The sequence below is a fragment of the Staphylococcus sp. Z5-21 genome, from assembly GCF_056529615.1.
The window spans coordinates 24,885-39,849 of record NZ_CP096462.1; the positions used below are offsets into that span (position 1 = coordinate 24,885).

The following is a 14,965-nucleotide window of genomic DNA, read 5'->3' on the forward strand; positions in this document are numbered from 1 at the left end:
AATGTGCTGCCATACCAATATGACAGACTTTTTAAGCGTTTTAGCACCGTATTTGAACTTTATACAATTAATATAGAAAATTATACTAATAAAATTAAAAAAATAGCTTGTCATCCGGTATAAGAGTTGATATAATTTATTTTGTGCTTAAGACAGGCTCCTTGGTCAAGCGGTTAAGACACCGCCCTTTCACGGCGGTAACACGGGTTCGAGTCCCGTAGGAGTCACCATTTTTAGGTCTCGTAGTGTAGCGGTTAACACGCCTGCCTGTCACGCAGGAGATCGCGGGTTCGATTCCCGTCGAGACCGTATAAACCCATCCAATAGGATGGGTTTTTTTATGCGTAAATATAGAAATGTATAAGTTTTGCTAGATAATTTTTTATATCATATTGTAATATGGTGGATGAGCAATACTTTATCGTATGTTTTGGTCGGAATCTATTTAATGAATGAATAAGCTTTTTTACAATGAAGTGAAATTTAAAATGAGGAGTAAATAAATGACAAATCATAAGCATATAGAAGAAACAGATTTGATTAACCTCATCAGTGATCGACACCATGACTTAAGACAAAAAGTAGAATATATGACGGCACAACAATTACCTCAGGTTCATTTAGGTAGTTCTGAATGGTATTTAATTATGATCATTAAATATGATCAGCCTACTTTTGCAGAACTCACGCATAAGATCAATTTAACGCGTCAGGCAATCCATAAAGCAGTGAAACAATTAGAACAGAAACAAGTTGTTCAAATTGAAAGTGTGCCCAATAATAAGAAAGAAAAACGTGTAACCTTAACGGAATTTGGTATCATGTGTTATGAGAAATATATTAAAAACAAACAACACATTATTGAACATATTGGTCAAGTGATCGGTGCGTCAGAAGTTGCACATTTAGAGCAATTGTTACAAGCAGACTGGCAATTAGAAAATGATAAGCCAGATGAATAATTAGAGTATATAAAACGATAAACACAACGTTACATACTCTAATTTTTTTTGCAATTCATTATTGTCAGCTAGGTTGACAATAATAGCGAAATTTTGCTAAAGTAAGTTGGTCAATCTTTTCGACTACATAAATAGCTAGAGCATTTATATAGAAGATTGTCGCATAATGATGAAACAATGTTACTTAAAGATGGCTTGAATTCAGGGGTATGTGGCATAAAGTTTCTTTACAAAGGGATCTTGAGTAACATCAAACATCTTCTATATAGCATGCATCATTCTTAGCATAATAAAAATTCAATGGAAATATAGGAATAAGTCATAACTTATGTAGATGAATTAAGTAGAAGAAAGCAATCGATGATTATGGAAACAGTAGTTGATTTGTCTCATCCATACTTAACACTCTCATTTATACTTATACTTCATTTACCATCAAAAAGGAGTATATCAAATGGCAACACAAGTAAACGTAAAAAGCCCGAAAATGTTTGCACTGGTCTTAATGATTGGTGGATTTATGGGACTGTTCAGTGAAACAGCACTCAATATGGCATTAACCGATATTATGGCTGACTTTAAAGTATCAGCGGCAACGGTGCAATGGTTAACGACAGGGTACTTACTCGTCATGGCTTGTTTAGTACCAGCGTCATCGTACCTTATTAAAGGGTTTAGCACAAAAACACTAATTGTTTCAGGTATTTTATTATCATTATTAGGCGTAGTTATTGGCGCGCTTGCACCTAACTTCGATTTACTATTATTGGGACGCTTGATTCAAGCGTTAGGGACAGGTATTTTATTACCTATTATGGTTACGGTTTTGATGCTTATCTTCCCAATTGAAAAACGTGGTGCGGTTATGGGCATCATGGGACTGGTTATTACAGCAGGACCAGCACTCGGCCCCACACTTTCAGGTGTCATTATTTCCGCATCTAGTTGGCACTACATCTTCTGGATCAGTGCAGTGTTATATTTAGTCGTCTTAGGTTTAGCTTTTACAAATACTGAGAATGTAGGAGAGATTTCGAAGCCTAAAATCGATATCCTATCCATTTGTTTATCAACGATTGGATTTGCTGGATTAATCTTCGCATTAAGTTCAATGGCAGAAGCGGCCTTCAAAAAATGTTATCGTTTGGCTACCATTAGTCATCGGTATCCTAGCCTTAATCATCTTTGTTGTACGTCAATTTAAAATTGACTCACCAATGCTTAACTTAAATGTCTTTAAATATCCTATGTTCGTCCTTAGGGCAGCTATGGTATTTATTACGATCTTATGTATTTTATCAACAGGCATCTTATTACCCTTATATTTAAAAGGCGCCTTACTATTTAGTTCAGTGATTGCTGGTTTAACGTTATTACCTGGTAACGCAGTCAATTTAGTATTGTCTCCGATCGTCGGTTCATTGTTTGACCGCTTTGGTGCGAGACACTTCGGCATCATCGGGTATTTATTAATGTTTATCGCTGCAATCACGTTTGCACTTATTATTTCTGCATCCACACCAGTTTGGGCCATTATTCTTACGTTTATGGTACTCTTCTTTGGTATCACAATGGTGATGATGCCAGCACAAACGAACGCTTTAAATCAACTACCACACGATTTATACGCAGATGGCTCAGCGACCATTACGACATTAATACAAGTCGGTGGTTCAGCTGGTACAGCTATCGCCATTACACTTTATACAACAGCAATGAAATCATTTGGCGCTGCTAATCCGAATGCAAGCCAAGAAATCATACTTTCTCATGGCGTACAGTTTACCTTTTTCTTTATCACTGCATTAACAGTGATTGGTTTTATACTTTCATTATTCGTTAAGAAACAGAAAAGTGTCTAAGCATCCGTTACAGTGATTAGTAAGCTATGACAATGAGGCTTTTCAACATTGAAACAAGCGTTGCGTCGACACGCACGTGATAAATAACGGAATGATACAGTTTTAGATAAATATAAAGCACCACAGAGGGAGGAGCATACGTCATCTAATGCATATTAGGTGACGCGTGCGCTCCCTTATTTGTGTTATAAGCAATAAATTCGAATGATACAGGATGATTGTTTAAACTAGGAATACCTATGATGACCCGATGAATACCCATTTAATCGGGATAATGTTATAATTTTACAATATACAATTTTAAATTTTTATTTGGAAAAATAGAATTAGCGCGCCATAAATGGTAAATTGTATTATAGGGAAATGCGTAGAATTTAATGTAAATGTACTACAATATAGAAATGAGGTTTATAAATATGGCTAGAAAAGTTGTTGTAGTCGATGATGAAAAACCAATTGCTGATATTTTAGAATTTAATTTGAAAAAAGAAGGCTACGAAGTATTTTGTGCCTATGATGGTAACGATGCAGTCGATTTAATCTATGATGAAGAACCAGACATCGTGTTATTAGACATTATGTTACCTGGTCGCGACGGCATGGAAGTTTGTCGTGAAGTACGTAAAAAATACGAAATGCCAATTATCATGTTAACAGCGAAAGACTCAGAAATTGATAAAGTATTAGGTCTTGAGCTAGGTGCAGATGACTATGTGACGAAACCATTTAGCACACGTGAATTAATCGCGCGTGTTAAAGCCAACTTACGTCGTCATTATTCACAACCTGCACAAGAAGTTAATGATGCGTCCAATGAAATTACAATTAAAGATATCGTCATCTATCCAGATGCATACTCTATTAAAAAACGTGGCGATGATATCGAATTAACACACCGTGAATTTGAATTATTCCATTACTTATCTAAACATATGGGACAAGTAATGACACGTGAACATTTATTACAAACTGTTTGGGGTTATGACTATTTTGGTGATGTACGTACAGTAGACGTAACAATTCGTCGTTTACGTGAAAAAATCGAGGATGATCCATCTCATCCAGAATATATTGTGACACGTCGTGGTGTTGGATATTTCCTCCAACAACATGAATAGAGGCACATATTAATGAAATGGCTTAAACATTTTCAGTCCTTACACACGAAATTGGTTATTGTCTATGTATTACTCATTATAATCGGTATGCAAATTATCGGTTTATATTTTACGAATAGTCTAGAAAAAGAATTAACACAAACATTTAAAAATAATATTTCGCAATACGCGAAACAAATTGAAATTAATATAGAAAAAGTCTATGACGAAGATAATGCAATTAATGCTCAAAAAGAAGTTCAGAACTTACTTAATGAGTATGCGAATAGACAAGAAATAGAAGAAATCCGCTTTATAGATAAAGATCAGATTATCATGGCTACTTCGAAGCAGTCTACGCGTAGTCTAATTAATCAAAAAGCGAATGACAATTCCATTCAAAAGGCGCTGTCACTCGGTGAAATCAATAGCCATACCGTATTAAAAGACTACGGTAATGGTAAACAACGTGTGTGGGTATACAACCTGCCTGTGAAAACATCAAACGATGGCACAATTGGTGATGTCTATATTGAAGCGGACATCAATGATGTGTATAACCAATTGAGCAATATCAATCAAATCTTTATCGTTGGTACAGGGATATCACTATTGATTACCGTGATACTTGGTTTCTTTATTGCGCGTACCATTACAAAGCCGATTACAGACATGCGGAACCAAACCGTTGAAATGTCTAAAGGTAACTATACACAACGTGTGAAAATCTATGGTAACGATGAAATCGGTGAGCTCGCACTCGCCTTTAACAATCTGTACAAACGTGTTCAAGAAGCACAAGCGAATACCGAAAGTGAGAAACGCCGTCTCGATTCCGTTATCACACATATGAGTGACGGTATCATTGCAACCGACCGTCGTGGCCGTGTGCGCATTGTCAATGACATGGCACTCACTATGATGGGCACAATGAAAGAAGACATTATCGGTGACCACATGCTTAAAGTGCTTAAACTCGAAGAAGATTTCTCATTAGATGAAATTCAAGAAAATAATGATAGCTTCTTATTAGATATTAATGAAAATGAAGGTATTATTGCCCGGGTTAACTTTAGTACGATTGTACAAGAAACTGGTTTTGTGACAGGTTATATTGCCGTGCTACATGATGTAACAGAACAACAACAAGTAGAACGCGAACGCCGTGAATTCGTTGCGAACGTGTCACATGAATTACGTACGCCACTGACTTCCATGAACAGTTATATCGAGGCACTCGAAAGTGGTGCTTGGAAAGATGGCGAATTAGCACCACAATTCCTATCCGTTACACGTGAAGAAACAGAACGTATGATTCGTCTTGTTAATGACCTATTACAATTATCTAAAATGGACAATGAATCAGAGCAAATTACCAAAGAAATTGTCGACTTTAATATGTTTATTAATAAAATCATTAACCGCCATGAAATGTCAGCAAAAGATACGACATTTGTGCGTGAAGTACCAACCGAAACCATCTTTACGGAAATCGATCCAGATAAGATGACCCAAGTGTTTGACAACGTCATAACGAACGCGATGAAATACTCTCGTGGCGATAAACGTGTCGAGTTTCACGTGAAACAGAATACGTTATATAATCGTATGACCATTCGTGTGAAAGATAATGGGATTGGTATTCCAATTAATAAAGTAGATAAAATATTTGACCGCTTCTATCGTGTAGATAAAGCACGTACACGTAAAATGGGTGGTACAGGTTTAGGCTTAGCCATTTCTAAAGAAATCGTTGAAGCACACAACGGTCGTATATGGGCAAACAGCGTAGAAGGACAAGGCACGTCAATCTTTATTACACTTCCTTGTGAAGTTCTAGAAGATGGTGATTGGGATGCGGAGTAAAGAATTAATTAAATCGATTATCCTCATCCTTCTTGTCTTAATGAGCGTCGTGTTAACCTATATGACTTGGAATTTCTCACCTGATTTAGCCAATGTAGATAACCAAGGTAGCAACAGCAAAGATTATGAGCCCAATTCAATTGGCAAACCGTTGAATCAAGGTATGGATCAAATCATTACACCCTATCAAGTGGTTCACTCTAAAGGTGACCAGACTGAAGGCATGGAAGCGACAAAGCAAAATATCGAAACCATATTAAAGCCATTAAAGAACCATCGCGTATTGCATGCTGAACAAATGCACAGCAACCACAACTTAATCATTCCAGATTTAACGGATGAGTTTCTCGTACTTGATTTCAGCTATGACATGCCATTAGCAACCTACTTAGGACAAGCGCTGAATATCGATGCCAAAGTTCCGAATAATTTTAAATTCGATCGACTTATCATCGACAATAACAAAGATGGCAATGTGAAACTTTATGCGATTAGTAGCGATAGACATAACGTTGTGCGTATGACCACTTCCGCAAAATTAAATAACTTAAAAAAAGTGATGCAATCACAACATAAAAAAATGCAGCCATACTCAGAAATCATAACGAATAAAGATACGATTGATAGAGCGACACATATCTTTGCACCAAAAGCACCAGAAGCGATGAAATCATATCATACGATTTACAACCGCATCAGTGTTGATACGATGAACTCTATATTATTCAATGATTCTGTCGTTGTACGTAGTACGAAGAGCAGTACTGCAACCTATAACAATAATACAGGTGTGGCGAATTATAATGATGAAACTGAAAAGTATCGTTATACTAACCTCTCAGAAGATGAAAACCGTTCAACTAACATGCAAGATAGTATACCAAGTACCTATGACTATATTAATAACCACGGTGGTTTTACTGATGATTATCGTTTATTCAATATAGATAATAAAAATGGGGAACTTACCTATCAAATGTTCTTAAACGGTCGTCCAACATTTAACGATGAAAATTTAAACAATATCAAAGTATCTTGGGGAGATAAAGGCGTCTTCAGCTATGCACGTGCATTGCTTAAAGCCAATGTCACAATTGACAGTGGCGGAGACGAAACGAAATTGCCTGGTGCTGAAACGGTACGTTCAGAGTTGGCCAACAACCCAGAAATTAACTTTGAAGATGTGACGAACATGACGATTGGTTACAGAATGGAAGAAAAACCAGATAAAAGTGATATTGAAATTCAACGCAATAGCGAATTTAAACCACAATGGTATGTACAATATAACGGTGAATGGCGTGCATACGAAGATGGGAGGCTAGAATAAATGAACTGGAAACGAGCCAAAACCTTATTTATTTTCGTGTTTATTCTAGTCAATATTAGCTTAGTGATTATTTATATTGATAAGGTGAATAAATCGCATATCAATGATAGCGAAGAAGAAAATGCTGTGAATTTTAAACAAGAAGAAATTACAATTCCTGATAACCTTCCAAGTGTTAAAGGTTTGAAAATGCAATTACTGACTGCACGGTCATTTGATTTTTCATCTTATGCAAAATCACGCTCTGAGATCTCAAGTGAAGATTCCGGTGCCAGAGCAAAAGGCGATATCAATAATGCGGTCGATGTCGGAAATGATCAATATACCGCATTAAAATCCTACGTCAAAGACAATGTCTATAAAGGTAAGAATTACGAAATGAGTAATATTGATAACGACAAAGTGACCTTTGAACAAACGTATCATGACTATCCAATTATGAACAATAATAAAGCGAGACTTGAATTTAACGTCAATAATGAAGGTAAAGCAACGAGCTATAAGCAAACCGCAATGAAATCGATTGCGCCATCAGAAGGTGCGAATAACGATAAGAAACAAGTGAACTCAGCTAAGAGCGCCATAGAAGCACTGTATTATAATCGTTACTTGAAGCGGAATGATGAAGTAACCAATGCACGACTTGGCTACTATACCGTTGTTAAAGAGCCGAACGTACAAGTACTCGAAGCCAATTGGGAAATTAAAGTCAAACACGGCGATAAGATTAAGACCTACTATGTCGAAGCCGTATCAGACAGTCCAAAAATTATTGAAGAATAATGTGGATTACTTAAGCACACCTTTTGAAGGTGTGCTTTTTTGGATTGTTTGAGTTTTATTTAAGAATTTTTGAAAAAGATGCTTGTTAAAATAAACAATATACACAGAAGTGAAGTCAAAAGTATGTTAAAATTAAATACTGTTAATAACGTATTATGGAAAAGTTAAATAACGCGAAAAGATATTATAAAAAAAGTCGAAATCATGTTGATTTATCATTGAGAAGATAATCATAAGATGGTTAATATTTTAGAAAAGTGCAGTATGCTTGTAACTTTTATAACGATATAAGGAAAAGTTATGATAGCGTTGCTGATTGCACTTTACAAATAGCATTAATTAGACAGAGGGCAAGTTGACGGCACATAAACCGTAGTCTGCCCAGCAATAATAACGTTAAACAATGTTTATAGATTAGAAAGGGTGAATCGCTTGATACGTATGAGTGTATTAGCGAGTGGTAGTACAGGAAACGCCACTTATGTGGAAAGTGATAAAGGCAGTATCCTTGTCGACGCAGGTTTGACAGGAAAGAAAATGGAAGAACTATTTGGACAAATAGACAAACAGATACAAAATTTGAATGGTATCTTGGTGACGCACGAGCATTCGGATCATATTAAAGGACTCGGGGTGTTAGCACGTAAATATAAGTTGCCAATTTACGCCAATGAAAAAACATGGACAGCCATCGAAAAGAAAGACAGCAAAATTCCAATGGACCAAAAATTTATCTTCAATCCATACGAAACAAAATCATTAGCCGGATTCGATATCGAATCGTTTAACGTGTCACACGATGCCATTGATCCACAATTCTATATCTTCCATAATAACTATAAGAAATTTACGATTTTAACAGACACAGGTTACGTCTCAGATCGCATGAAAGGCATGATTCAAGGCAGCGATGCATTCGTCTTTGAAAGCAATCACGATGTGGATATGCTACGCATGTGCGGTTACCCTTGGAAGACCAAGCAACGTATCCTCAGCGATATGGGCCATGTTTCCAACGAAGACGCAGGTCGTGCCATGACAGACGTCATCACGGGTAGTACCAAACGCATTTACCTGTCCCATTTATCACAAGACAATAATATGAAAGATCTCGCACGCATGAGCGTCGGTCAATTACTTAACGAAAATGATATCGACACAGAAAAAGAAGTACTTCTGTGCGATACCGACAAAGCCAACGCCACACCAATATATACGTTATAAGGTATAGAGTCCCTAACATCTATGATGTTTAGGGACTCTTAATGCATTAGTATAAGCTAATGTAATCCAATATTTTCGTAGTCCCACCCTCGCAAGGATGAGTTTTTTAAAAGAATGCAATTGCTCTAGCATTTGCATAAGCACTACTAATCTTTATAAATAAAGAAGTAATGCTTTAAAAGCTTTATATAAGCGTATTTAGAAACCAGTCATCTATGCGCATCAATAGACATGTTGAATAGCGTATAAAGAGGGACTATTAATGCATAAGCTAATGTACTGGTTGGTATATGAACAGACTTAACTGGAAAAGTTTAGCGACTACTTAAGGAACTCACATAATAGACATCATTTAAGATTCATATTTAGCCTATATCTCATAAGGAGATATAGGTTTTTTTGTTAGCCGTCATCATAAATCGTACATGGTTATACAACCCTATGTCTTAACACAGATTAAATATACAGTAATCGAATAAATATAACCAGGGGATAACTTAGCATTTTGTAAGGATTAGACAAGAGTTTTATGAAGAAAAGGTTAAGTTTGTGAATAAGTATGTAAGACAACCGTCAACTTATCCACTGTTTTGTCCAAAGTTATCCAGAGATGTGCACAATTCACATAGAAATACCCACATTATACACAGGGTTATCCACAAATACACAGGTTATTCTTTCTTTTTTGTTGATAAAACGTAAAAATTATTAAAAAGCAGTATACATTACTGTTATAATAAGAGGGGATAGTGTGAATAAGTGTATAACTTGTGGATAAGTCTAATAACTTATACTTTTTACTAAACTCGGAGGATAAAAATGAAGATAACAATACTCACAGTAGGTAAATTAAAAGAGAAATACTGGAAACAAGCCATTGCAGAATATGAAAAACGTTTAGGTGCCTATTCGAAAGTAGAAATCATCGAAGTTCCCGATGAAAAAGCACCAGAAAACATGAGCGATAAAGAAGTAGAACAAGTTAAGGAAAAAGAAGGCCAGCGTTTATTAGCAAAAGTAAAACAGCAGTCCACAGTCATCACATTAGAAATCAAAGGCAATATGTTGACGTCTGAAGATCTGGCAAAAGAAATAGAAAGTCGTATGACACGTGGCCAAAGCGACTTTACATTCATTATTGGCGGATCCAACGGTCTGCATAAAGGCGTACTAGACCGCAGCGACTACGCACTATCATTCAGCAAAATGACCTTCCCACACCAAATGATGCGCGTGATATTGATAGAACAAGTTTATCGTGCGTTTAAGATTATGCGCGGCGAAGCGTATCACAAATAAAACTAAAAAAACGATGTTGAACAATAATATTCATTATGAATTTTTTGAGTAAATCTTAGGAGGAGAAATTAAATTGATTAAACCTAAAGATATAGTTCAATTTTTAAAGCCATGGTTTTTGGCTCTTATATTTGTTGTTTTTATACTTATTCAAGTAGCAGGTTTCACTGGTTATAGTGAAGATTTTTTCGGGCTATTTCATATTGGAATTGGACAATTAGGTTTACTTTTACGCTACAGCTTGGCATTTTTATTGTCTGGTCTTGTTACCTTTATTTACTTGTACTATTATAAAAAATTCATAGGAAAAAATAAGAATGATTATATAAAGAAAGTGAAGTCTGTTGTTGTTTTTGTGACATTTTTTATAGGTGGATTTATTATATATAAAGATATATACCTATCAGACATATTGCAAAACACTTTATTATGGCAAAAGTTTGAATATATGAGTTTATTAGGTTCTACATTTTTAATATTTTGGTGTGAAAAATTAGCTGATAAATAATAGTATTATACAAAAGGAGTTTTGCTATAATGACAATAATAATCCACCCGCTGCAACATATTGAATCTGCAAACATGAATGATTTGCATGATCAGATTCCGTTTAATTACTCTATATTAGAAAACTTATACTTTGATTTTGAGAAAACTGACTCATTTTTTGATTTAACAAAAAGTTACGAAATCGATTATTGGAAAAACATGCTATTTAATCGCATGAATCTACTAATTCGAAATTATACATACACGATGTTCTATTATAATCAGGGTATACCTGATGAAGTTTGGTATAAGTCACCTGGTTCAAAAGGACAATCAGTTGAGCTTTTTCCTGATTTTAAAGAAGAAGACTATACTAAACAATTTAATTTTAATTACTTTTCTGAATATTTCTTCTTACAGGGTTTTAGCATATTTGAGTTGTTAGGACATATTATAGTAAATATTTACGACATACAATTAAAAAAGAATGAAATAAGTTTTCATAAAGCAATAAACAAACTTAAAGAAAAAGATTTAGTGAAATTTTATGCACTTGATAAAATTCGTAATTCCAATGAATTTGATGATGCAGCTAAACACAGACACAACATTACACATAATCAGCATCCACAATTTATATCTTCAGGAATAACTAAATGTGAAAATGGGATAGTTACAGCTGGTGTTGGAAATTACACTACATCTCAAAAAGTTAAAGAAATAATGGATGGGATGTTAATGTGTTTAGAAAAGACAATAGAAATTATAAATAAAAATAAAGATTAAATTATCTTTTAAAGATATAATTTAAATGGTATTGAATAGAATTAGTAGTATTGTATATAAATATAGCATCAGGGAGTAAACAAGAAGCAAAAATAAGATATGAAACCCTCAATATTGCAGATTTGGAAATATTTAATACTCACCCGATTTTTAATTTATATAAAAAATTAATGGAAAGTTGATATTATGACGAAAAATACTTTTAAAGAAAGAATTCAAAAAACATATACAAAAAAAGATCTTGAGAAAGCTTTAGGTCTTAAAAACAAAGCTCAATTGCAGAAACGAATTGATAAATTAGTTGATATTTATAAGGTTGATATGAAGAAATTTCAAAAAAACTCTGGTGAAAGTGAAAGAGCTGCTTATAGTTTCAATGGTATTGCTTTTGATATATTATGTGTCTTATTAAATAATATGACAGATGATAACATACCAAAAGCAATTACGGATGAAGACGTAAGGCTGAGAAAAGATGCGATAGAAAATATTGATATTACCCAATATGCGAATTTTATTAAAAATGTTAAGAATGACATAGATAAAATTGAATTTAAACCATTAAAGTTACATATACATGCACAAAAAGCATACCAAGATGTAAAAAAGGTGTTTGATTCAGGCAGTAAAATAAACGATAAGTTACAATTAGCTTCTGAAGTAATGAGTCAATTACCTATAGATAAACAAGTGGAATTAAGTGACAAAATTGCACTTGCTATACATGAAGTTGTTTACTCAACATTTTCAGAAAGTAAATATAATGAACGAATTGATGAACATAATCAAACGAGTGAAAAGTCAAGTCAGCATGATTTTCGAAATAATTATTTTGTAAATCAGTTAACAGATAATGTAATAACAGAAGATATAGATGAAGAGAAAGCATTCATATATGATAGAGATGAACAATTAGATTGGTTATTAGTTAACATACTAAATAAAGTTCAACGAGCTGCGGATGGATGGGGAATGAGAAATGCTAAACCGCATCATAGAACAAAAACATTTAGAGATATGGAGCATTATTTCCTTAGAGATGTATCGAAAATGATAGATAAAGAGCTTAACAAAAAGGAAAACTTAAATAAGCAATCTAAAAAATATGACTTCGATAATAAGATAAAGGTCATTAATGACAATATTGAGCTTTTTAATGAAGATGAACAAATTAGAAAGCATTTACTAGAGTTACGTAAACGATTAGACTTTCGTTCTGCAGCAGTATTAAATCAGAAAAATCATTCACACATAGGCAATGAAATGTTCCAATATTTTATGGATGATATGCAACAAGTTGTAACATTGATAGACCGATACATTAATAAGGATGAACATTATAATGATATGAAAAATGGCTATATTAATGAATATAAATCATTTTACAATGCATATAATAATGAAATTGAAGTGATTAAGACGCACGAAAATAACATCCCAATGGCAATGTTAATGAAACAATTTAAGAATCAACTGTTAAAAAGAAGGAATAACCGGAAAAGCTCTAATTGAAGTTAAGTAGAAAATTAATAAATAATTGGTAAGCTCAATCCCTCATATAAAGGGATTGAGCTTATTTATTTGGTGGGAATTTTTTTGAAATTTTTTGCCACTTCATCAATGACCTCTATTTAGTATTAAGATTGTCTTGTCAAAACGTTTTGAACAAATTTTAAGTTGAAAGTGAGCGCGCCACTTTCAACCATAAAGGAGAAGATTTACATGGAGACAAGAGACAAACTGATGTCGTTGACTCAGAGTAACAAAATACAGCAATGGTTAATGGACAAATCATCTAACCAAGATGACGTTCAACTATTACAACAACAATTCAGCCAGCAGTTAGATCAAAAATATAATGCACTTTTAGCTGATGAACAAGCTAAGTTAGACCAATATGTGGAAGTACATCAAGGATTGGAAGCATTAAAGAAAGAGATTGAATCGGAACCCATTATGCTTAATATCGATAAATTACCCGATGTAAAATCAACAATGCTTGAAAAGGCTAAGAACGATGAACATTCTGATAAAATCGAACAGTTATTTGATAGATTAGATCATTCATTAAATGGAACGTATCGATTATATACACAATTATCGTTGATAGGTACACGAACACATCGAATCACAACTAAAAATTTTAATCTTCAGGGCTTACCTAAAGCAGTCCAACGCACAATTTTACCTTCAAAATATAAGAAGGTGTATACAGTTGACTTTAAATCATTTGAGCCATCAGTTGTAGCATACATGACCCAAGATTCAAAACTGATTGACTTTTTGAATCAAAAAGACGGACTGTATGACGCATTACTAAGTGAATTAGAATTACAAGATGAGCAACGAGTACTTGTTAAACGTGCATTTATTGGTTCGTTTCTATTTGGCGGCAACTTCGATAGCCCTAAATTCAAGTTGAAACAATATGTAAGTGAAGTGCAATGGTTGGATGTAGTCAGCCAGTTTACAAAAGTCATTGAACTAAAAAAACACGTCGATGAGAATAAATCGATGCCTATGCCTTATGGTATTGAACATGATATGAGCGCATTTCAAGGTAGTAGTATCATGGCATTCTATGTACAAACTGTAGCGAGTTATATTTTTAAACACATTCTATTGGAAGTGTACAGAGCACAATGCGAACAAAAAAACGTTTAAAATTATTGTACCCATACACGATGCGATTATGGATGAATAAATCATGAAAAAATTATTAAGTATAATAACAATAATTGCTATTGTTGGCATATTAGCAGCTGTTGGATTTTTTGGATACAACGAGTATCAAGAAGTAGAGTTAGAGAAAAATAAATTACAAGCTCAGCAAAAAGAGAATGACGATAATAATTCTCAAAATGTTAGTGAAATATCTAATAATGAGAATCAATCGAATGAAAGTCAAAATAATAGTCAAGCGCAAGAGAATGATGTTAGTCAAACAGTAAAAGTTCACGAAGGAAGTAGTGAAAGAACTGCGGATAAAGATGAATTTTCTGATTTGAAAGTGAATAGAGATAATGTGTTTGATTACGTCATAGCAGCTGTTAATCAAACTGATGGTGGAGATGCTTCTGTTATAAAATTTCAACAACCAGAATTTTCAGCACAAGATGATGGCTTATGGAGAATAGCAGCAAATAATAAGAGTGGTCACGGTTCATATACCTTTATTGTAGATCAAGATGGAACTGTTCAAATTTGGGATGGCTTGATGAATGAAAAAATTGAAGAACAAAAAGTTACATTAAACTAAAGGTAATG

Annotated in this window: 11 protein-coding genes, 2 tRNA genes and 2 pseudogenes; all 15 read left to right on the forward strand. The window is 34.1% G+C overall.

Annotated features, from left to right (window positions below):
• Window positions 1-155 precede the first annotated feature (155 nt).
• The 15 genes and pseudogenes from M1D64_RS00095 (at window position 156) to M1D64_RS00165 (ending at window position 14,957) form a co-directional block, all read left to right on the forward strand.
• Window positions 156-230, forward strand: a tRNA-Glu gene (locus tag M1D64_RS00095).
• A 6-nt stretch (window positions 231-236) separates the two neighbouring features.
• Window positions 237-309: transfer RNA gene (locus tag M1D64_RS00100), tRNA-Asp, on the forward strand.
• 194 nt (window positions 310-503) lie between these two features.
• Window positions 504-962: a MarR family winged helix-turn-helix transcriptional regulator gene (locus M1D64_RS00105; protein ID WP_002481981.1), complete on the forward strand. Its 459-nt coding sequence runs from the start codon at window positions 504-506 to the stop codon at window positions 960-962.
• Window positions 963-1,416: 454 nt separating this feature from the next.
• Window positions 1,417-2,824, forward strand: a pseudogene (locus tag M1D64_RS00110) (DHA2 family efflux MFS transporter permease subunit).
• A 416-nt stretch (window positions 2,825-3,240) separates the two neighbouring features.
• Complete coding sequence (gene yycF, locus M1D64_RS00115; RefSeq protein WP_002481985.1) at window positions 3,241-3,942, forward strand: response regulator YycF; 702 nt, start codon at window positions 3,241-3,243, stop codon at window positions 3,940-3,942.
• 12 nt (window positions 3,943-3,954) lie between these two features.
• The gene (gene walK / locus M1D64_RS00120) at window positions 3,955-5,787 is read left to right on the forward strand and encodes a cell wall metabolism sensor histidine kinase WalK (RefSeq protein ID WP_480977523.1); all 1,833 of its coding nucleotides are present in this window, start codon (window positions 3,955-3,957) and stop codon (window positions 5,785-5,787) included.
• Entirely contained in the window at window positions 5,777-7,117 is a 1,341-nt protein-coding gene (locus M1D64_RS00125; RefSeq protein ID WP_037537344.1) for a YycH family regulatory protein, read from the forward strand. The genes walK and M1D64_RS00125 overlap by 11 nt, the downstream gene beginning before the upstream one ends.
• Complete coding sequence (locus M1D64_RS00130; RefSeq protein WP_069822125.1) at window positions 7,118-7,900, forward strand: two-component system regulatory protein YycI; 783 nt, start codon at window positions 7,118-7,120, stop codon at window positions 7,898-7,900.
• Between the two features lie 423 nt (window positions 7,901-8,323).
• Entirely contained in the window at window positions 8,324-9,124 is an 801-nt protein-coding gene (locus tag M1D64_RS00135; RefSeq protein WP_002481989.1) for an MBL fold metallo-hydrolase, read from the forward strand.
• Between the two features lie 819 nt (window positions 9,125-9,943).
• Entirely contained in the window at window positions 9,944-10,423 is a 480-nt protein-coding gene (rlmH, locus tag M1D64_RS00140) for a 23S rRNA (pseudouridine(1915)-N(3))-methyltransferase RlmH (protein WP_069826013.1), read from the forward strand.
• Window positions 10,424-10,496: 73 nt separating this feature from the next.
• Window positions 10,497-10,931, forward strand: coding sequence for a hypothetical protein (locus M1D64_RS00145; RefSeq protein ID WP_285239216.1), 435 nt, complete (start codon window positions 10,497-10,499; stop codon window positions 10,929-10,931).
• Between the two features lie 29 nt (window positions 10,932-10,960).
• Window positions 10,961-11,698 (forward strand): Cthe_2314 family HEPN domain-containing protein, encoded by a 738-nt coding sequence (locus M1D64_RS00150; protein ID WP_107391432.1) that lies wholly within the window; start codon window positions 10,961-10,963, stop codon window positions 11,696-11,698.
• Between the two features lie 186 nt (window positions 11,699-11,884).
• Window positions 11,885-13,210: a DUF6038 family protein gene (locus M1D64_RS00155; RefSeq protein WP_480977524.1), complete on the forward strand. Its 1,326-nt coding sequence runs from the start codon at window positions 11,885-11,887 to the stop codon at window positions 13,208-13,210.
• A 210-nt stretch (window positions 13,211-13,420) separates the two neighbouring features.
• A pseudogene (locus tag M1D64_RS00160) lies at window positions 13,421-14,399 on the forward strand (DNA polymerase); the annotation flags it as partial.
• Between the two features lie 6 nt (window positions 14,400-14,405).
• Window positions 14,406-14,957 (forward strand): hypothetical protein, encoded by a 552-nt coding sequence (locus M1D64_RS00165; protein ID WP_225791764.1) that lies wholly within the window; start codon window positions 14,406-14,408, stop codon window positions 14,955-14,957.
• The last annotated feature ends 8 nt before the right edge of the window (window positions 14,958-14,965 follow it).